Source organism: Gordonia sp. G4 (assembly GCF_057770005.1).
The window spans coordinates 58,916-78,823 of the sequence record NZ_CM173442.1 but is presented as its reverse complement, the minus strand read 5'-3'; the positions used below and the strand labels follow the sequence as shown (position 1 = coordinate 78,823).

Annotated in this window: 18 protein-coding genes; 9 read left to right on the top strand and 9 right to left on the bottom strand. The window is 68.2% G+C overall.

The window, feature by feature from the left end:
* Positions 1–151 precede the first annotated feature (151 nt).
* Complete coding sequence (locus AC3B5T_RS00330; RefSeq protein ID WP_488358083.1) at positions 152–1,342, bottom strand: helix-turn-helix transcriptional regulator; 1,191 nt, start codon at positions 1,340–1,342, stop codon at positions 152–154.
* A gap of 32 nt (positions 1,343–1,374) precedes the next feature.
* Positions 1,375–2,757, bottom strand: a complete 1,383-nt coding sequence (locus AC3B5T_RS00325) for an FAD-binding oxidoreductase (protein WP_488358081.1) — start codon at positions 2,755–2,757, stop codon at positions 1,375–1,377.
* A 550-nt stretch (positions 2,758–3,307) separates the two neighbouring features.
* Between AC3B5T_RS00325 and AC3B5T_RS00320 the strand changes: the two genes are divergently transcribed.
* Positions 3,308–4,570: an HNH endonuclease gene (locus tag AC3B5T_RS00320; RefSeq protein ID WP_488358736.1), complete on the top strand. Its 1,263-nt coding sequence runs from the start codon at positions 3,308–3,310 to the stop codon at positions 4,568–4,570.
* 310 nt (positions 4,571–4,880) lie between these two features.
* Here the strand turns inward: AC3B5T_RS00320 and acmB are convergent, their stop codons facing one another.
* Together acmB and AC3B5T_RS00310 are read right to left on the bottom strand one after the other, a co-directional pair.
* Complete coding sequence (acmB, locus tag AC3B5T_RS00315; RefSeq protein WP_488358080.1) at positions 4,881–6,086, bottom strand: methyl acetate hydrolase AcmB; 1,206 nt, start codon at positions 6,084–6,086, stop codon at positions 4,881–4,883.
* 14 nt (positions 6,087–6,100) lie between these two features.
* On the bottom strand, positions 6,101–7,297 hold the full coding sequence (locus tag AC3B5T_RS00310) for a pyridoxal phosphate-dependent aminotransferase (RefSeq protein WP_488358078.1): 1,197 nt from the start codon (positions 7,295–7,297) through the stop codon (positions 6,101–6,103).
* A 99-nt stretch (positions 7,298–7,396) separates the two neighbouring features.
* Here AC3B5T_RS00310 and AC3B5T_RS00305 point away from each other — a divergent pair, with 99 nt between their 5' ends.
* Positions 7,397–7,870, top strand: coding sequence for an NUDIX hydrolase (locus tag AC3B5T_RS00305; protein WP_488358076.1), 474 nt, complete (start codon positions 7,397–7,399; stop codon positions 7,868–7,870).
* 100 nt (positions 7,871–7,970) lie between these two features.
* Entirely contained in the window at positions 7,971–8,168 is a 198-nt protein-coding gene (locus tag AC3B5T_RS00300) for a hypothetical protein (protein WP_488358074.1), read from the top strand.
* A 23-nt stretch (positions 8,169–8,191) separates the two neighbouring features.
* Here the strand turns inward: AC3B5T_RS00300 and AC3B5T_RS00295 are convergent, their stop codons facing one another.
* From AC3B5T_RS00295 to AC3B5T_RS00280, 4 genes are all read right to left on the bottom strand, one after another.
* Positions 8,192–9,541 carry a hypothetical protein gene (locus AC3B5T_RS00295; protein ID WP_488358073.1) on the bottom strand — a complete coding sequence of 450 codons (1,350 nt, stop codon included), beginning with the start codon at positions 9,539–9,541 and terminating at the stop codon, positions 8,192–8,194.
* Positions 9,516–9,773, bottom strand: coding sequence for a hypothetical protein (locus AC3B5T_RS00290; RefSeq protein WP_488358071.1), 258 nt, complete (start codon positions 9,771–9,773; stop codon positions 9,516–9,518). The genes AC3B5T_RS00295 and AC3B5T_RS00290 overlap by 26 nt, the downstream gene beginning before the upstream one ends.
* Positions 9,770–11,605, bottom strand: coding sequence for a hypothetical protein (locus tag AC3B5T_RS00285; RefSeq protein ID WP_488358070.1), 1,836 nt, complete (start codon positions 11,603–11,605; stop codon positions 9,770–9,772). Before AC3B5T_RS00285 ends, AC3B5T_RS00290 begins: the two co-directional genes overlap by 4 nt.
* Before the next feature lie 120 nt (positions 11,606–11,725).
* Positions 11,726–13,381 (bottom strand): alkaline phosphatase D family protein, encoded by a 1,656-nt coding sequence (locus AC3B5T_RS00280; protein WP_488358735.1) that lies wholly within the window; start codon positions 13,379–13,381, stop codon positions 11,726–11,728.
* Positions 13,382–13,801: 420 nt separating this feature from the next.
* Here AC3B5T_RS00280 and AC3B5T_RS00275 point away from each other — a divergent pair, with 420 nt between their 5' ends.
* Entirely contained in the window at positions 13,802–14,746 is a 945-nt protein-coding gene (locus tag AC3B5T_RS00275) for an SMP-30/gluconolactonase/LRE family protein (RefSeq protein WP_488358069.1), read from the top strand.
* A gap of 29 nt (positions 14,747–14,775) precedes the next feature.
* Here the strand turns inward: AC3B5T_RS00275 and AC3B5T_RS00270 are convergent, their stop codons facing one another.
* Positions 14,776–15,417 carry a hypothetical protein gene (locus AC3B5T_RS00270; protein ID WP_488358068.1) on the bottom strand — a complete coding sequence of 214 codons (642 nt, stop codon included), beginning with the start codon at positions 15,415–15,417 and terminating at the stop codon, positions 14,776–14,778.
* 352 nt (positions 15,418–15,769) lie between these two features.
* Between AC3B5T_RS00270 and AC3B5T_RS00265 the strand changes: the two genes are divergently transcribed.
* From AC3B5T_RS00265 to AC3B5T_RS00245, 5 genes are all read left to right on the top strand, one after another.
* Positions 15,770–16,663 carry a ParA family protein gene (locus AC3B5T_RS00265; protein WP_488358067.1) on the top strand — a complete coding sequence of 298 codons (894 nt, stop codon included), beginning with the start codon at positions 15,770–15,772 and terminating at the stop codon, positions 16,661–16,663.
* A gap of 83 nt (positions 16,664–16,746) precedes the next feature.
* Positions 16,747–17,190 (top strand): lipoprotein LpqH, encoded by a 444-nt coding sequence (locus tag AC3B5T_RS00260; RefSeq protein WP_488358066.1) that lies wholly within the window; start codon positions 16,747–16,749, stop codon positions 17,188–17,190.
* Between the two features lie 182 nt (positions 17,191–17,372).
* On the top strand, positions 17,373–17,648 hold the full coding sequence (locus tag AC3B5T_RS00255; protein ID WP_004023462.1) for a GlsB/YeaQ/YmgE family stress response membrane protein: 276 nt from the start codon (positions 17,373–17,375) through the stop codon (positions 17,646–17,648).
* Between the two features lie 165 nt (positions 17,649–17,813).
* Positions 17,814–18,467 carry an SDR family oxidoreductase gene (locus AC3B5T_RS00250; RefSeq protein ID WP_488358065.1) on the top strand — a complete coding sequence of 218 codons (654 nt, stop codon included), beginning with the start codon at positions 17,814–17,816 and terminating at the stop codon, positions 18,465–18,467.
* Complete coding sequence (locus AC3B5T_RS00245; protein ID WP_488358064.1) at positions 18,448–19,890, top strand: FAD-binding oxidoreductase; 1,443 nt, start codon at positions 18,448–18,450, stop codon at positions 19,888–19,890. The genes AC3B5T_RS00250 and AC3B5T_RS00245 overlap by 20 nt, the downstream gene beginning before the upstream one ends.
* The last annotated feature ends 18 nt before the right edge of the window (positions 19,891–19,908 follow it).

Sequence of the window (19,908 nt, the reverse complement as noted above, 5' to 3'; positions counted from 1 at the left end):
CGCCCGTCCATCATGCCCCGGCACGCCGCGGCCGCGTGCGAGACCCCGGCCCGTTCGTCACACGGTGTGGCAGGGCGTACGTCTCACAGTGAGACGACGACGAACCCGCCCGGTGCGATACGCGCACTGGGCGGGTACGGGGGAGGGGCTGCTAGAGCTCGCTGTCGGCGGCGGCGAACGATCCGGACGGCAGCAGCGGATCGTTGAGGCGCTGGGCGTACTGGTCGAAGTAGATCCGCGCGATCAGCTCGCGCCGGCTGCGGACGCCGGCCTTGTCGAAGATGGATTTCAAGTGGTCCTGCACGGTGTAGGCGGAAACGTGCAGGGCGGTGGCGATGTCCTTGGTGGCCACACTCTGCAGCACCATCTGGGTGACGTCGCGTTCACGGGCGGTGAGCCCGAAAGCCTCGACGACCAGCGGGATGATCTCGGGCGGGCGGGCCTCCTCGATGGTCACCACGACCTCGCCGACCCGGCCGTCGGCCGACGACAGCGGCGACGCGTGGATGACGAGCCACATGCCCGACGCCCCGCGCACCCGGAGGCGCGGCGGGACGGAGGACTCACCCGAGCCGTAACGGCGTGCGGCTCCGATAAGGCCGTAGATCGGGTTCATCACCGCCGCGCCGTTCGGACCGGACGCGAGGTCGGCGATGCGCTCCTGGCTGCCGGCGCTCATCTGCACGATCTCGTTGCTGCGGTCGATGATCAGCACCGCCGGACCGTGGCCGGTCGGCGGTGGCGGACTCGGCGCGTCGACGGTGGCAGGGGCGGCGGCGCTCGCCCCGCCGGCGACCACACTGCTCAGCAACCCCACGCGCACGCCGTAGGCGAGAGTGCGCGACAGCGAACCCAGGAAGTCGATCTCGTCGGCGTCGAAGGGCCGGCATCCGGCCCCGCTGCGGAACATCGCGATCCCGGCCCACGCCCGGTCCCCGTCACGCAGCACCAAGCGGGCCTCGTCGTGGAAGCAGTATTCGGGAATCATCAACTGCGACATCCGATTAGACCGTTCGGTGGCGCCCCGGTTGAGGAGGTTGAGTCCGACCGCATCGCGTTTGGCGGCCACCATCTCGCGGTATGCCGTCGGCTCGACCTGCCCGTATTCGAGGAGACCCCAGTCCGGGTCCCGGTGATCCTCGCCGAGCAGTGATCCGTACTTTCGGGCGCTGGTGAGCAGGACGGTGTTGGGATCGAAGGTGCCGATGCAGACCGCGTCGACGGGCACCGCGCGGCTCAGGGAGTCGACGGTCTCGGCGAAGAAGTCGTCGAGACCGAGGCCGGCGTGGGCCACGACCTCGATGTCGCGGCGCACACGCTCGGCGGTCAGACTCGATGTCATTCGACAATTGTGGGCATGAGCTGCACGGATGTCTATCCCACAATAGTGGGGTCCCCCGGACGGAGGACACCGGCCGGATCGTGGCGTCGTCGGATGGTCTCCAGGCGCGTCCGCTGGTCGGTCGACCACAGCGCGTCGCGTTCGGTTGCCGTCCGCCCGGAGAAGTTGAGCAGCGCTCCACAGGAGTGGGCGGCCACCGCGTCGGTGACGGCCGTGAGATGCTCACCGACCTGTTCGCCCAGCGGGCCGGCGGGTACGCCGATGGCGAGGACGGAGAACGCGCCATCGCGTCCCACGACGGCGTTGGGTACGCGCTGCGGCGACCGCAACCGGCCACCCAGGAGACGGACCTCGACGATGGCCAGCGGGCTCGCGACCTGCGGCCCGGCTACCGCGAGCAGCGCGTCCACAGCAGACGCCGGGAAGTCGGCGAGTACGCAGCCGCGTTCGGCACTCGGCATCGGCCCGGGCGGGTCCATGTGTACCGCGTCGAGCGCAGCGGTCGGGAGGACGTCGATGTTCTCCAGGAGGATCGGACCCGCCGACCGCATCGGTGCGAGCAACGCGGCGGCGGTGGCCGGGTCCCCGGTGTGGGTGTAGCGGACGTGCACGGCGAGCTGACCCTGTAGGGGCGGGGGCAGGTTGGGGTCCGGCGGGAGGCGGAGGATCGCCACCGAGGTCCCGGCTTCCTCGGGGAGCGTCGGGGCCCACTCACGCCACGCATGGAGGACATCGCCCGCCGCGGAACCGGCGAAGAAGATCCCGCCGCCGTAGACGGTCGGCAGATCGAACAGCTCGAATTCGAGTGCGGTGACGATGCCGAAGCCGTCGCGTCCGCCGAGCAGTGCCCAGAACAGGTCCGAACCCGCGGATGCGTCGACCGTGCGGACGATACCGTCGGCGGTGACGAGCTCGATCGAACGGACATGGTCGGCGGCGTAACCGAATTGGCGACCGAGAGGACTCAGGCCACCGCCGAGTGTGTATCCGACGACGCCCACCGACGACGACGAGCCGACGAGCCCGGTGAGACCGTGGGGCGCGGTCGCGGCGGCCACATCGCGCCACCGCACACCGGCGCCGACCCGTGCGGTCCTGGTGACCGGGTCGACGCTGATCTCGGTCATCCGGGACGTGGTGACCACGACCGTGCCCCGCCCCTCGATGGGGGAACCGTGCCCGGTGGCCCGCGCACTGACGCGCAGCCCGTTGGAGCGCGCGTACCGTACGGCGGCGGCGACATCGGCGGCGTTCGTCGCCCCGACGACCACGTCGGCAGCCGGGATCGCCGCGAGGTTGAAGCCGGTCAGCTCGGCGGTGTAACCCTCGTCGGCCGGGGTCAGGACGGGGCCGGCGGCGGCGGACAGCAGGGCGTCGAAGTCGGTGGAGTCGATGGGTTCGGAGGTGATGGACACGGTGATTCCTTCGAGTCGGTGGTGCGCCGGGGCCGGCTGCTCCATGCGACTCAGAGTGGCTGAGGCCCTTTTGTTCCCGCCATCCCTCGAACGCGGGAATTGCCCGGGCCAGAGTTCTGGGTTCGCGAGCGTCCCAGAAGTCTGGGGGTGTCGATGCATCGGCCGGTTCCGGCCGCCGCTGGTTGCCGGCGCCGAGTCGAAGCCACCCCCCGCTGGTTGAGCCGGCACCGAGCGGAGCGAGGCGCCGAGTCGAAGCCACGCCCTCGCTGGTTGAGCCGGCACCGAGCGGAGCGAGGCGCCGAGTCGAAGCCACCCCCCGCTGGTTGAGCCGGCACCGAGCGAAGCGAGGAGCCGAGTCGAAGCCACTTGGTGACCGGACTCCCCAACCCGGCGACGATCTCTCCGCCTCCCGAGTCAAAACGCGACCGGAGCCCACACCTGTCAACGATCTACGCACAGTCAACGCCAATCGACGCACAGTCGACGAAATTGACTGCACAGTCGACGATTTCGCGGATATGACCTGTGGAAAACCCTCGTGATCGAACCTATGTTCCTGTACCTTGGAGTCATGCCAGAGCTCGCCACTCTCCTCGATCAACTCATCGAGACCGCCCCACCCACCGACGACCCCACGGGCAGGGCAACGTTCGACGCCCTCGAGACGCTGCGCCTGATCCGCAACACCGTCGATCACCAGATCGCCACGTATGCAGCGCAACTCGACGACCTGGGTGTTGCACAGAAGGCGGGTGGCACCACCAAGAAGATGTTGATCGAGATGGGGTACCCACCCGCCGCAGCGTTACGCACCATGCGGAGCATCGACGCTCTCCCCGCACTGCCCGCCATGGCTCGTCATGCCGCCGACGGACGCCTGTCCGCGGAAGTCGCCGACGCCATCATCCGCGGCGTGGCGCAGATCGAGAAGTGTTGCGCCGAAAGTATTTCCGATGACGAGCGCTCACGGTACGAGATCGAACTCATCGCCCAAGCACTCTCGGGCGCAACACCGACTGAAGTGCTCAAGCATGCTCGGGCCATCGGCAACACACTCGCCGACGCCTCCGACACCGGGATCCCACCGTCGGACGATGCCAGCCGGAACGCGGTCAACGTCCACACCACCGACGACGGACGCGTCGACATCCGCGCCGACCTCACACAGGTCGTCGGCGAAAAGTTCCTGTCCATGATCGACGAACGCTCCTGCCCACGACCTGAACCCGACGGCGCCGACGACCGCCGCACCGCCGAACAACGCCGCGCCGACGCCTTCGAACTCATCCTCGACCAAGCCGCGATCGGTGCCACCCTCGACACCGTCGGTTCCCCACGTACCCAACTGATGCTGACCATTCCCGCCACCGGCGCTGATCCCGCAACCCTGCCGTGGACCGGATCCGTCAGCCAGGCAACAGCGAAACAGCTGTCGTGCGACGGGTTGCTCACCGAGATCATCCTCGACGGGGAAGGCGTACCCCTGCAGATGGGCCACACGCACCGCCTGTTCCCGGCACATATCCGTAAGGCCGTGATCGTGCGAGACGCCTGCTGTGTCAAATGCGGTGCGCCACCAGCACATACGCAAGTTCACCACGTCGCCCATTGGGCCGACGGTGGTCCCACCGACCTCGATAACGGCTGCCTGCTCTGCCAACGCTGTCATACCCAGGTCCACCACCACGGCTGGGACATCGTCATGGGCTTCGACCGACACCCGTGGCTCGTGCCGCCCGCCACCGTCGACCCCCAACGCCGACCCCTACCCGCCTACAACCGTCGCACCATGCGACTCGACGACGCCGCCTGAAGGTCCGCCCGACAACCGTTCTCACGTAGCACCTTCCGCACCCGGACGCTGCCCGGGACCGCGACTGTACCTTGACAACTCCATAGTGAATGTCCCTCCGTACTCCGTTCCCGCAGCGGATAACCTTCGCGCGGGAACGGAGTACTGGACGAATTCGCGACGGCCCAGTTTGCCGGCAATCGGATCGCGAGACATGCTCCGAACCGGCAGACTCTGAGTGCGTCGTGATGTCGCACCGGGGCTTGCGCTCTCACCGGGTAGGACAACTGGGCATCGCTCAGTGTCACCTACTGCTGGACGCGCCGCGAGGTCAGGCGTGAAGCGACCGGTACGTGGCGGTTTCGAAGTCGCGGAACCCGCCGACCGACGCAGGGTCGAAGAAGGGGAAGATCTGGGTGGCCCAGAAACCGCCGATCCGGGTGCTGGGATCGATCCAGTAGTAGAGGTTGGCCAGTCCCGCCCACGACTGCGATCCTGCCTTCCGGCCGGTTGGTGTGTCGGTGTCGTTCACCATGAACGGATAGGACCAGGATTTCGGTGCCCCTGGATCGAATTCGACGTCGTGGCTCAGCGGTGGGATCACGCCGGGCAGCCGGCGCACCGCGAGATCGCCGATCTGGTTCCGTAACGCGACCTCGACGGTGTCCGGCCGCAGGATCTGTTCGCCGTTGTCGGAACGTCCGCCGCGCAACCACATTCGCAGGAATCGCAGATAGTCGGGGACCGTCGACCAGAGGCCTTGCCCGCCCATGTCGATCTCCGGGTCGACGGGTTGTTCCCACCGGTGGTTGGGCACGAGCTCGCCCCGCTTGCGCATATGGAGGACGGCCCGCCGGCTCCGGGTGTCGTCGGTGAGCGCGAAGCCGGTGTCGGACATGCCGAGTGGTCTGAGAACCCGTTCGTCCATCACCTCGCGGAGACGGCGTCCGGCGACGGCCTCGATCACCTGTCCGGCCCAGTCCAGCCCGGAACCGTATTCCCACTGTGTGCCGGGATCGAACAGGAGCGGGGTCCGCAACGATGCCCGGGTCGCCGTGGCAACGGCCGGTACGCCGTGGTCCGCGGTCAGTCGACGATACGTCTCGTTGAAGAAGTCGTAGCCGAAACCTGCGGTGTGCGTCAGCAACTGATGTGTCGTGACGTCGGAGGCCGCCGGACGGAGACGTGGCCGACCGTCGTCGTCGAAGCCCTCGATCACCTGGAGTTCGCCGAGCGCCGGTACGTAAGAGCGTGCGGGTGCGTGCAGGTCGAGATCCCCGTCCTCGACGAGCTGGAGTGCAACCGTCGCGGTGACCGCTTTGGTCGCGGAGAACATCGCGAACACCGAGTCGACGGTCATCGGTTGTGGGTCGTCCAGGGCACGAACTCCGGCGGCGCCCAGGAACACGGTCTCCTCGTCGGTCGTCACGCCCGCGACCACACCCGGTACCCGTGGATCGCCCTCGGTGCGCGCCGCCAGTATCGGGGTCACCTCGTCGGCGAGGCGTTCGGAACGGACTGTGCGCGTGGAGCTCATGTACTCGGTTCTCCTCATCGAAGTGGGACGTGCCCGGCGCCCACGAACGTACGGAGCCGTTCGAGGGCGAGGGTGAGGTCGTCGGTGGATGCGGCATAGGACAGGCGGACGTATCGGTCCGCGCCCGCCACCCCGAAGTCGTTGCCCGGGGTCATGGCGACGTGGGCCTCGGCGAGCACCCGGTCGCAGAACTCGGCCGATGTCATCCCGGTGGAACCGACGTCGAGGTAGACGTAGAACGCGCCGTCGGGGATGACCGGCACCTCGAGTCCGATGCCGGCGAGTCCGTCGACGACGAGTTGCCGCCGCCGCGCGAATTCACGGCGGTTGTGTTCGGCGACCGCGAGCGAGTCCGGGGTGAAGCAGGCCAGCGCCGCATACTGCGACGGTGTCGGCGGGCACACATAGAAGTTCTGTGCCAGCCTCTCCAATACCCCGATGAGTTCGTCGGGGACGATGCACCATCCCAACCGCCACCCGGTCATCCCGAAGTACTTGGAGAAACTGTTGATCACGACCGTCTCGGCGATGCTCGGCGAGTCGGCGGCCAGGACGCTGCGCGGCGGCCGACCGTCTGGGGCGGGGTCGGACAGGCCGAGATAGATCTCGTCGACGATCGACCATCCCTCGCGCGCGGCAGCCAGATCGCACATGGCCACGAGCTCATCGTAGGGCATCGAGGTGCCGGTCGGGTTCGAGGGGGTGGCCACGATGACCCCGCGGGCGGAGTCCGACCACGCGTCGTCCACCTGGGCGGTGGTGAGCTGGAACCGGGTCGCGGGGGTGGTCGGCAGCAGCCTCACCCGCGCGCCGAAAGCGTGCGCGAACTGGCGGTTGCACGGATAGGAGGGATCGCCGATGAGCACCTCGTCGCCCGGGTCGATCAATGCTGCGCAGGCCATCAGGAGCGCCGCCGACGCGCCGGCGGTGACCGCCACCCGTGCCGGATCCACCGAAGCCCCGAAGTGGTGGCCGTAGAACTCCGCGATGGCCTCCCGCAGTTGCGGCAGGCCGAGGGCACCGGTGTAGGCGAGAGGGCGTTGGGTCGCCTCGCGGGCCGCGGCGAGGACGTCCGGCGGCGGCCCGAAGTCGGGTTCGCCGATGTTCAGCTTCACGACGGAATGGCCCGCCGCCTCGAGTTCGGCCGCCCGCTTCGCGAACTCCATGGCCTGGAACGGTGCGATCCCGTCGGCACGTCGGGAGATCCTCATGGGTCACATTGTGCGCGGGGCGGAAATCAGCGTCCGACCCGCACTCCCGACGATCCGCCCCGTCCGGCATCGTTCGCCCCCGGCGGGCAGGATGTGGAGGTGCCCATTCCCGAATTCATCCGAGACCTGCGAGCGCAGGTCGGTCACCGCGAACTCTGGCTGTCCGGCGTCAGCGTCGTCGTCCTCGACGACTCCGGGCGGGTGCTGCTCACCCGGCGCGTCGACAACGGGCAGTGGGCCGTCGTGTCCGGCGTCCTCGAACCGGGGGAGGAACCGGCGCGGGCCGCCCTGCGCGAGGTCCGGGAGGAGACCGCGGTCACCGCCGAGATAGTCCGGCTGACCAGCATCGACGTCACCCCGCTGATCACCTACCCGAACGGCGACCAGACCCGCTATCTGGATGTCTGTTTCCTCGCGCGGTACGTCGACGGCGACCCGCGGGCGGCCGACGACGAGAACTCCGACGTCGCGTGGTTCGCGCCCGACGCACTGCCGTCCGACCTGACCGACACGTCCGCGCTGCGCATCGAGAAGGCGCTCAGCGGCAACGCCGAGGCCTGGTTCGCGCGGTAGGGGCCCAGGGGTGGGGGCTTTCTCGGGGAAGTCCCTGAAGTTCGCCCCAGAAGTGCCGTCGACCATCGCTTTCCGGCTTCGGCGGGCGCAGACTGGGCGCATGAGCACATCGACGAACACCACCGGCATGACCTTCTGGAAGGTCCTGGGCGTCATCGCGGTCGTACTGATCGCGCTGGCCGTCCTCGGCCCGCTACTCGAGGGACTCTTCTGGATCGCCCTCATCGCGCTCGCCCTCTACGGCGGCTACATGTTGTTCCGCTCGAACAAGAAGGGCACCCCGCCGACCACCTACTGACCTCGGCTCACCGGCCGGCGGCCCTATCCGCCGAACAGCAGGTACAGGCCGAGGAACGTATAGAAGACCATCGTCACCATCATGGTGAGCTGCCCGGTCAACTGGTGCCTTCGGGGTAGGAGGCGCAGCGACGCGTCGTGCGCGGCGGCGACCCCGAGCAGGTGCCCGCCGAGGACGAATGCCACCTTCAGGGTGACGGTGATCGTCGGATGATCCGACATCACGTAGACCGGATGGGCATCGCTGAGCCACAGCACATTCCAGCCCCGACCCAGCGGATCCCCCAGCGCGAGAACGGTCTCCTGACCTTGCTCGACCAGCGACTGCAGGTAGTGGGCGAGGATGTAGCCGATCACGATCGGGACGAGCGAGTGCGCCATCAGACCCGGCAGGCGGCGACGGAGGTCCGGTTGCACACCGCCGACCGCGCGGGCCGCCGTCCAGAACGTCACCGCGACGATGCTGATGAACACCAGCAAACCCGCGGTCGAGTAGACGGTGGCGATCAGCTGACTGTCACCGGCGCCGTCGGCGACGAGATCCTGCCACACGGGGATCGCCGAGAAACTGTCGAATGCGGTGGAACCGAGCAGGATCGCAAGAACGGTGACGGTCCCCGGGAGCACGGGCAGCGTGGTCAGCGAGTTCATCGGACTCCAGACGATCACCCGGCCCGTGCGGTTCCGGGCGAACGGGGACAAGCGTGATGCGACCGTGCTGTACACCGCGAACGGGTCCGCGTCCTCGGTCCAGCGCAGCCCGAAGACGACACCACCGGCGAGGGTGACGACGAGGTAGCAGATCAGCCAGATCCGCACCGACGCCATCGAACTCGGGTCGGGCGACGCCAGCTCCAGCCAGACGAAGGCGAACAGGCCCGCCGCCGCCGGCCACCACCCCAGGCGTCGGGGATAGTCCGTCAGACCGACGACCCGTGGGCCCGCCACGCCCTGTGCCAGTCGCAGGACGGTCCGGACCGGAGACAGCAGTCGCCACACCGGTCCGAGAAGCGCGGACACCACGGTCATGCCGACCCAGAGCAGCACGTAGAACGCGCCGGGCAGGGGATTCTCGTCGGTGTCGGGGCCGAAGGCGGCGACGATGAGCCACGCGGTGAGAGCGAGGGCGAGTCCGCTGATCACACCGCGAACCCAGCGGTTGTCCACGGTCGTCGTCGCCCACGACGGAAGTTCGCGGCCCGCGTCGGGTCGCCCGTAACGCGGTGTGCGCCAGGCGAAGGCGATGATCGCGAAAGAGATCGTCAGCGCCCACGCGCAGCCGATCAACACCGCGGTCAGTGGGACGGGCAGGTACTCCGAACCTCCCAGTCCGTGGGCGAGCAGAGTGTCAGTCGGCCTCACGGGCGGGGTCATCGGCCTCGTTCCGGGTCGGGGGAGCGGTGGGATCTGGGCGGGCGCGGTGATCGACGCCGATGTCGCCATCGCCGTCGCCGTCGGTGTCGTCCTCGTCTCCGCGACGACGGTCGAGGATCGCGATCGTGACGATCGCGCCCACCAGCAGGAACGCGGGGATCACGGCCGGTAGGGCCAGCACGAGCGGATGCGTCGCGAGGTGGTGGACGGCGGGGGCCACGGAACCGGTCACGGCTGCGGCTGGAGCTCTGGCTTCCGTGCGCCCGAGGTCGCCTCGCGGGCGTTCACCCGACCGGCCCCCCAGGAGAGCGCGGCGATGAGCAGCAGCGAACACACGAGCACCACCAGGGATGCGGCGCCGAACAGCCACGACGGGTAGTCGAAGGTGCGTTCACGCTGCAGGATCGAGATCTCCGCGACGAACGGCTTCGTCGATGTCTGCTGCGCCGGTTCGCCTTCCGCGCCGATTGCGGGATCTGCCGGGAGGTACACCGGGACACCGGCCATGGTGGTCCCGTCCTGCACACGCAGGATGGTCTTCCACGATCCCGACACCGGCATCGGTGCGGTGGACCGGAACTGGTTGGGCCCGACGCGCTCGAGGCGGTCGATGACGATGCCGCGGTCGTTGTCGATGCCGCCCTGCCAGGACATCAACGTGACCCACTCCGGGTCACTGCTGAGCGCGTCGGACGGCTCGAGGAAGACCTCGGCGGTGACGTTCTGCTCGGCGGCCGCGTTCGGGCCGGCGGGGGTCAGGACGATCCGTGCGGTGGTGTCCGCGGGTACGGAGACACGCAGTCCGTTGGCGACGGCGCCGCCGATCACCAGGACGGAGAGCACGACAGCGGTGACGCTGATCCAGCGCCTGGGAAGCCGTTCACCGACGCTGACGATCCCGAGCAGGCCACCGCACACACCGGCGACGATGCCCACCGGGACCGCCATCGCCAGCGCCTCGCCCCACATGCCGGTGACCCACGGGAAGGGGTAGGCCGCGGCGATCCACCAGGACTCGATCCAGAGCCCGAGCGTCGCCACACCCAGGCCGGCCACCGCACCGAAGAGCACCCGGCGCTTCAGGAGCGGGGTCAGCGCGAGCAGCTCGATGACCACCGCCGCGCCCAGGTAGAGCGGGAACACGTTGATCGGTGCGCCCAGCGCGGGCCCGACGACGACGGCGACCACCCCGCGCAGCAGGATCGCGAACACCGCCGCGACGAGTGCCGCACCCGGTCCGAGGCTGATCCGGGCCGCGACGAGCGCGAATGCCCCGGCGCCGGCGATCATCATGGGCTGCAACACGAGTCGGAACTGTTCGACACCGAAGTCGTACTCGATCTGGAACACCGACATGCCGATGACGAGTCCGCCGAAGGCCAGGCAACGCACCAGCCACTGGCTACGGCCGTCCTGCGGGGCGTCGGGACCCATCGCGGCTCGGCCTTCGCGGTCGAGGATCACGACTGCGATGAGCGACAGGCCGGCGCCGCCGATCAGCATCAGGTGCGTCGGCCCCCACAACGTGACGTCCTGGCCGAAGATGCGATGCCAGACGTCGTCCAGCGGAAAGCCCAGCAGTGCGTAGAAACCGCAGCCCGCCAACAGGATTCCGCCGACCGGGGCGTACCAGTGGCGAGTGATCCGGACTGCTGACCGGCCGGGCTTCTCGAACGGCAGGAACACCGACAGCATGCCGGAGATGAACAGCAGGAACAGGCCCACGAGGATGAAGTAGTGCGCGGGATTCGCGAGCGGGCCCTCGTCGCGGCCGTCGCCGATGTGCAGGCTCACGTCCCAGAGGAAACCGAACAGGGCGCAGATGATCGTGCTGGTGAACAGGAAGATCGGCAGGGCCGCCCACGGCGGGCGGTTCACGCGGCGCGCGGCCCACTCGGACAGGGTGGTCAGCCAGGTGATCTTGCGCGTGCGGTGCAGATATCCGATCCAGAGCAGCCCGACGGACACGACGGCGGCCACCGCGGACATCAGGAAGACCTGGTCGAGCGCCGCCCCGCCACCCTCGGCAGCGAGATGCAGTGTCGTGACATCGCTTGTTGGCATGGTCGAAGTATGCACAACGGCACCCGGATCCCGGAAGGGGAATGCCCAAACCGGCGCCGATGCGACGCAGAGCGGTCTGGGTTCACCGACGACGGTGCTCAGGCCGGCCGCCCGTGGCGATCAGTCGACCGGGTGCCGGACGGCTCGCACTCGTTGCGAACCGCCGGCGATGCGGAACGAGCGGGCGTGGTACCCGGTCGTTCGCGGGTCTGCCTTCTCGGTCAGGAAGTACCAGTCCATCTGCGCGGCCTGCGGAGTCACGGTGAGAACGGCGTAACCGTGCGCATCGAAGTCGTTCCAGCGGACGTGCTGATTGGCTGCGACGATCGCCGCCGAGACCGCGAGCCCGGCAGTGCGCTCGGGAACACCGAGAATGTCGTCGACGTTCGACGACGTGACCGAGGGCACCACGAGTTCGGTCGCGGCCGACCCCGCCGCGGGATAGCGGGCCGCATCCACCGGCACATCACATGCCCAGGACGAGTGGATGTCACCGGTCAGGAACACCACGTTGTCGACACCGTGATCGGTGATCGCCGTCATCACGCGGTTCCGGTCGGCGACGAAGCCGTCCCATTGGTCGGCGTTGTAGGGGACGCCGCCCGTCGGCAGCCCGAGGACCTCGGTCAGTGCCTCGGTGGTGCGTCGATCGAGCGGGGGAAAGACGACCGGCGAGATCATCACGGAGTTGCCGATGAGTTTCCACCGCGCCGGCGAGGTGGAAAGACCTGTCGTCAGCCAGCGCATCTGTTCGGTGCCCGTGATCGTTCGGCGCACGTCGTCGACCGCGGGGGAGGTCGGTGACACCTCGGCATCGCGATGCGTGCGAAGGTCGAGCATGGACAGTTCGACGAGACGCCCGAAGCGCAACCGTCGGTAGAGGTGTCGACCGTTGTCAGTGGGCTCGGGCCGCACCGGCATCCACTCGTGATACGCACGTTCGGCGGCGGCCTTGCGCGTCGACCAGTCACCCTCGCCGGGGTTGTGGTTCTCCGCCCCACCTCGCCACGCGTTGTTGGCGGACTCGTGGTCGTCCCAGGTGCAGATCCACGGCAGCATCTGATGCAGTTCGGCCAGGTCGGGATCGGTCTTGTACTGCGCGTGCCGAATTCTGTAGTCGCGCAGAGAGATGGCCTCGTGGGCCGGTTCGGTTCGGCGGATCGGCCCGGTCTTGCCCGTGTAGCCCCCGGCCTCGTACTCGTAGATGTAGTCCCCGAGATGGATGATCGCAGTGAGGTCGCGATGTCGGCCGAGGAGCCGGTAGGCGCCGAAGTACCCGGCCTCCCAGTTGGAGCAGGAGACCACGCCGAAACGCAGCCGGCTCGGGTCGGCGTCGGGCGCAGGCGCGGTGCGAGTGCGACCGGTGGGTGAGACCGCCCCCGCCGCGGGGCCGTCGGCGACCCGGAATCGGTAGAAGTACGTGGTGCCGGCCTGTAGGCCACGGGCGTCGAGCTTCATCGTGTGATCGGTCGCTGCGGTCACCCGCCTGCGGCCCTGCGCGACGACCGCGTCGAAGGAGTTGTCGTGCGCGATCTCCCAGACCACCGTCGTCGGCGGTCCGAGTCCCGAACCCGGACGAGCGTGCGGGGTCGGTGTGACCCTGGTCCACAGGATCACCCCGTCAGGTAGCGGGTCGCCCGACGCCACTCCGTGAGCGAACACGTCGACCGGACGTGTCGGCGTCGCGCCTGCGCGGCCCGCGGTGAGAGGCAGCGCAGCGGCTCCGGTCACCACGAGGCCGGATCGCAAGAAGGTGCGACGTGGCGTGGCGCGCATCGATTCGGTCGTGCTGTGGGTGTTGCGTCGTGTCACTGCGTGTTCCCCCGATGCCGAGACAGCCCTCGGTTCCGTTGCGGCGAGTCCGAGAGCGAGGTGCGATGCCGAACATCATGCGATGACGGACGACGGCGCGCAGGAGTGCCGCACGGGATGAAGGCGAATCGCGGGCCAGGGTTCATCTCGAGGGGGCCGGGTGTTCATCTGCCGGCGCCCCGGCACGGCCCGGCAGGTGACCCACGCCGCATATGGTCGGTGAAGTCGACTGCTTGACAACCATTTTCGTGCACAGGTGACGGGCACGCGAACGTTGTTCGAATTGCGTGACGGTCGGGCTGCTGCGGGTTGCGAGGGCAGACCACCGTCGTGATACTGTCGTTCGGCGCAGAACGCGCGCGTCGTCTGTCGGGAGGAGACAGTATGAAGTCGTTTCGATCGTTGATCGCAGTGGTCGTGTCGGGGGTGACGGTGGCCGGGATGTGCGCGGCGGTCGCGTCCGCGGCCCCGGGCCCGTCGAGAATCGCGATGTGTGCCGACGTCGGCGCGCCACGGGTCATCGTCGTGGGTCAACCCCGTACGTTCGAGGCGGTCGCCTTCGACGACCGCGGCGCGATGCTGCTGTCGGACACGCTCGGCAACCGGCTGGATGTCGTGGACCGCCCGGGAGCCGCACCGCGCATGCTGGCACCGGTGTATTCGCCGGGTGGCATCGCCCCGATGCCGGACGGCACCGTTCTCGTCGGGTCGGGTCTTTTCGCCGCACCGGCGTTGGCGTCGCCTGCCGTCGGCGTCGCGACACTGATCCGGGTCAATCCCCGGAACGGACACCATCGCCTGTACGCCGAGGGGTTGTCGATGGGCAACGGCGTCGTCCGGGCACCCGACGGGACCGTGTATGCATCCAACGACCTGACGTCCACCATCGACCGCATCGGAACCGACGGCCGTGTCCGGCGCGGGTGGTACCAGGAGTCTCCGGGCAACGGCCTGGCGATGTCGGCCGATGGCCGGACGCTCTATGCGAACGTTTCTTTCGGCGATACCCGGATCGTGGCCATCGACACCGCGACCGGAAAGGGCCGAACCCATTTCCGGCCACCCGCCGGGATGAATTGGACGGCTCTCGACGCTCTCGACGATCTCGACATCGACCGGCGGGGCCGGTTGTACGCACCGCTGTATTTCAGCGGACAGGTCCTGCGCGTCGATTCCGACGGGTCACATTGTGCGATCGCCGCGGGGCTGACACGGCCCGCGGGTATTTCGCTCGGCCGACCGGGCGCCGGCTTCTCGGCGGACAGCGTGTACGTCACGACGCACGCGGGTGCGGTGATCGAGATCCCGAAGGCCGTTCCGGCGGTGTGACTGCCAGACGCCCCGGCCATGCCGTCAGGTCACCCGATGGGCACGCAGGACGACGTCGTGCAGATCTCCGAAGGCAGCTCGATCTCGGGGAGTCCGGGGATGTTCGGCAGTCCCGGGATGGTCGGCAGCGCCGGAGTCGCCGGTGCGTCGGGCTTCGGGGCGGGTGGTGCTGCCGCCCCGCCCGGGACGGTCACCCGGAGCGGCTCGGCGACCGTCGGGGTCATGCCCGTCAGCGGCGGGTTGGTGCCCCAGAACTCCTCGGCTGCCCCCGTGCCCGGTGGGAGCGTGATCGTGGTGCAGCCCCAATAGATGTCGTACGCGCCGTCCGGGATCGTCGTCGTCCCGGTGGGGGCGGGCGGTGTGCCCTGAGAAATCCGCAGCGGCAACGACTTCGATGATCCGGCGGTGATGAGCGCGCCCAGTTCCTCGGGGGTCTGGTATCCGAAGACGACGTTCGTCGGGGGTCCGCCGGCCGGGACCCCGACGATCTCGCAGCCGATGCGCTTGGAAGCGTTGTTCGTGACGGTCAGCGTCACGGTGCTGCCGGACACGGACGCCGTCGCGGTGACGTCGGTCGGCGCGGCCTCGGCGTCGGGCGCCTGTGCGGCGCCGAAAGCCGCCGCGGCGCAGACTGCCAGGCCGGCGGTGACCTTCCGGACTCGGATGCTCATGCGGTGTCCTTCCCTATGGATCCTGCGCGTCTGTATTCGTGAGAGTTCGCATTTCGACGAATTCGCGACAATGATTGTCTGAACGTTTCCCGGCTGGCTGGAAAAGTCGATATCGAATACTCCGATATCGCCGATCAATGCTCTCGACGCGATCATTGTTACAGATTCGGAGAATTCCCGCAGAATGGGTTCTCCGCGACCACCGGACATCAACTCGACCGGACGACGTCGATTGAGGGCCGCGGGACGGGGTCGACGTCCGGGGACGGGGTTGCGGTTACGCCCGGTGGGGCCGGCATCGGCTCGGTAATCTGACTCGCGACGCACGACGACCGAACAGACCGGGGACACCATGCCGACGGTGATCGCGACCATCAGCCTCAAGGGCGGGGTCGGGAAAACCACGCTCACGGGCGGTCTCGCCGACTTCCTCGCCGGAGTCTTCGGTAAGAAGGTCCTCCTGGTGGATCTCGACGCGCAGACCAATCTGACGACCATGATGATCGGGCCGGAGCACTGGCTGGCGTGCAACGCCAGGCGGCACACCGTCGCCACCTTGTTCGCCGACGTGCTCGACGGCACGCGGAACTTCGATCTCGAGGCGAGCGTGCAACGCGATGTCTCGACCGTGAGCGGACTGACCGGGATCGACCTGCTGCCGTCCTCGCTCGACCTCATCGAACTGGCCGAAGAGCTGAGTGCCCATCGGGTCGCGGCCGACGACCATCTGGCGGCCGTCGAGGTCCTCACGAATGCGCTGGAACCGGTCGCCGGGAGATACGACTACATCCTCATCGACTGCCCGCCCAACGTCGGACCGTTCAGCCTCAACGGGCTGGCGATGGCCGACGGATACCTGATCCCGACGATCCCGGATGTGCTCTCCACCTACGCGATTCCACACATCCAGCGGCAGGTCGCCGGTTTCGGCGCCGAACTGGGCCGCGACATCGTCGAGCTGGGGGTCGTGATCACCAAGTACCGTGCCTCGTCGGCCCTGCACCAGGACACGGTGCGGCGACTCCGGCGGGACCCCTCGATCCAGAATGTCCTCCCCGCCTACCTGCACGAGGCCAACGCGATCGGCGCCGCCGCCGAGTTCGCGTCGTGGCCGAGCGTGCACGCGAAGTACGGCTACCACGGACACTACGAGCAGTTCCGCGACCTCGCCCGCGCGGTCATGGTCGAAGCCGACACCAAACTCTCCGCGACCTCCGCGAGTTCCCGCGCCCATTCGATCAACTGACGCCGAACCGCAGCTCAGGCGTCTAAATTCATCTCAGCCGCCGACCGGTGGCGTCTCGTCGACTCCTCAGGAGACCTCCCATCATGCGCAAAGTGCACATCACCTCGGTTCTCGGCGCCGCGGCACTGGCCGTCGCCCTCACCGCGTGCGGTTCCGACGACTCGGCGTCGGGTGGCACCGACGCGGAGGCCACCGTGACCGTCGACGGCAAAGAACTGGAACTGGCGGACAAGACGGTCGGATGCACCGATGCCGGGGGCAAGGTGACCATCGGGATCGGCTCGGGTACGGGATCGGGTGTCGGCGTCGTCCTGACGTCGGGTGACTCACCCGAGGTCGAGTCGGTGGGGCTGGGCTCACTCGACGGTGTGACGCTCGGCTACCAGAAGGGTGCAGGCGAAGGGGGTGCCGAGGTCACCAAGGACGGCGACACCTACACGGTGAGCGGTGAGGCAACCGGTATCGACCTCGCCAATCCGACCCAGCAGGTCACCAAGTCCTACGAGATCAAGGTGACCTGTCCCTGAGCGGTTTACGCCCTTGGTCTCGGTACGGTCACCGGACCGGTCTCGATGTGTACACATTTTGCGTGGAGGCTGTTTGAAGCTCGGTTCCCCTGGGTACGTTCCGATTTGTAGCGATTCGAGGGATCTTCGCGATCCCGAAACGTCTCGCACAACGGATCAACGACGACCCTCAGGAGGCAGACATGCTGGGAATTGGCATCATCGCGTGGATCATCATCGGCGGACTGGCCGGCTGGATCGCCAGCAAGATCATGAAGACCGATGCGCAGCAGGGAATCATCCTCAACATCGTGGTCGGTGTCATCGGCGGCCTGCTCGGTGGCTGGCTGCTGACCTTGTTCGGGGTCGATGTCGAAGGCGGTGGCTGGATCTTCAGCTTCATCACCTGCCTGGCCGGCGCGTGCATCCTGCTGTTCCTCGTCAAGTTGGTGACCGGGCGCGGCCGTACCCGCGTCTGAGGTCTCTTTCGAGCCATACCGCTCGACCCCGCCCCGGCGCGTCCGTTTCGGACATCCGCCGGGGCGGAGTCGTGCCGAGCGCATGTGCGTACGTTGGATTGGGTACGAGACGGTGAGTACCGAACGAGGCGACCGAACCAGTGAGCAACCGAAAGTGAGCATCCAGTGACTCGAGTGGCGATCATCGGCGGGCACGGCAAGATCGCGTTGCGACTGGCCCGGATACTGACGGCCCGCGGTGACGAGGTGACCTCGATCATCCGCAATCCCGAACATGCCGAGGACGTCGCGGACACCGGTGCCGTTCCCGTGGTCGCCGACGTCGAGACACTCGACACCACCGGCATCGCCACCGCGGTCTCCGGCCACGACGCCGTGGTGTGGACCGCGGGCGCCGGAGGCGGGGACCCGTCACGGACATACGCCGTCGATCGCGATGCCGCGATCCGGTCCATGGACGCCGCCGTGCGCGCGGGAGTCCGCCGGTACGTGATGGTGTCCTACTTCGGGGCCGGACCCGATCATGGTGTGCCGGAGGACAACTCGTTCCACGCCTATGCCGAGGCCAAGGCGGCGGCGGACACGTACCTGAAGTCCACCGAACTCGACTGGACGATCCTCGGACCCAGCAAGCTGACCGACGAGGACGGCACCGGCAACATCACGCTCGGTGGCGACCGGGTCGAGGGCGACGAGGTCAGCCGTGACAACGTCGCCCGGGTGGCGGCGGCCGTCCTCGGACAACCCGCGACCGTGCACGAGGTGATCGAGTTCAACGACGGCGACACCCCGATCCTCGATGCGTTCCCACGGTCCTGAGGACTCCGATTCTCGGCGGGTCGGTTCCGGCCCTGATCATCTGACGGTCGTCGACCGCGCCCTGGTCTGCTTTCGCGAGATCGTCGGTGAGGCGAATGTCCTGACCGACCCGGACGAAACGGCGGGCTTCCTGACCGACTGGACCGGCCGGTACCGCGGTGAGGCCGACGCGGTGATCCGCCCCCGCACCACCGACGAGGTCTCGCGCGTGGTCGCCGAATGTGCCCGTTCGGGCGTGCGGATCTGCGTGCAGGGCGGCAACACCGGGCTCGTCGGTGGCTCGGTCCCGCCGGCGCGTGACCGGTCGGCGAGCCCGCTGATCGTGTTGTCGACGGTGCGGATGACCGACATCGACGACGTCGACACCGTCGGCCGTTGCGTCGGCGCCCAGGCGGGTGCGACGGTCGAGTCCATCGACGACCGGGCGGGGAGGTCCGGTCTGGCGTTCGGCATCGACCTCGCCTCCCGGCAGAGCGCGACCGCGGGCGGGGTCGTGTCGACCAACGCCGGTGGGACGCGGATGATCCGCCGGGGCAACGCGAGATCACAGATCCTGGGAATCGAGGCGGTCCTCGCCGACGGCAGCGTCCTGCGCCGGTGGACCTCGTTGGTCAAGGACAACGTGGGATACGACCTCCCATCTCTGCTCGCCGGGAGCGAGGGGACCCTCGCGGTGATCACCCGCGTCCTGTTCACGCTCGTCAGTCCGCCGGCCGCGGCCACGGTCGCGGTCGCGGCGGTCGAACGTGTCGAGAACGCCATCGACCTGATCGGTGCGGCGTCCTCGGCGGGGCTGACCGTCGAGGCCGCCGAACTGATGACCGAGGCCGGTGTCGCCCTCGTGGCGGATCACGGGCATCGGCGACCGACCACGACGCCGGGGCCGTTCTACGTCCTCGTGGAGCTGTCGGGGACCGGTGACATCGAGTCCGCGACAACCGAACTCCTCGGCGCGGCCGCCGGGATCGTCGACGCCGTGCTCGAACCGGCGCCGGCCCGCGCACTCTGGGCCGGTCGCGAGGGTCACACCGAGGCCATCGCCCGTTCGAGTTCGACGCCGGTCGTCAAACTCGACATCTCGGTGCCGATCAGGGCGCTGCCCGAGGCGTTCGCGGAACTGTCCCGGGTCGGTGCGGATGGTCGATTCCCCTGCCGGCCGATCCTCTTCGGACACGTCGGAGACGGCAACATCCACGTCAACCTGCTCGACGTCCCGCCGGAACATGCGGCCGCGGTGACCGATTCCGTGTTCGGGATCGTGGCCGCCAACGGGGGCAGCATCAGCGCCGAGCACGGCATCGGGCGCGCGAAGGTGGCCTGGACCCATCTCGGCCGCGACACCACCGATCTCGCGACCATGCGCGCGATCAAGGCAGCGCTCGACCCGCGAGGGTTGCTGAATCCGGGGGTGCTGTTCGGGTGAGAACCGCGCCTGTGGGGG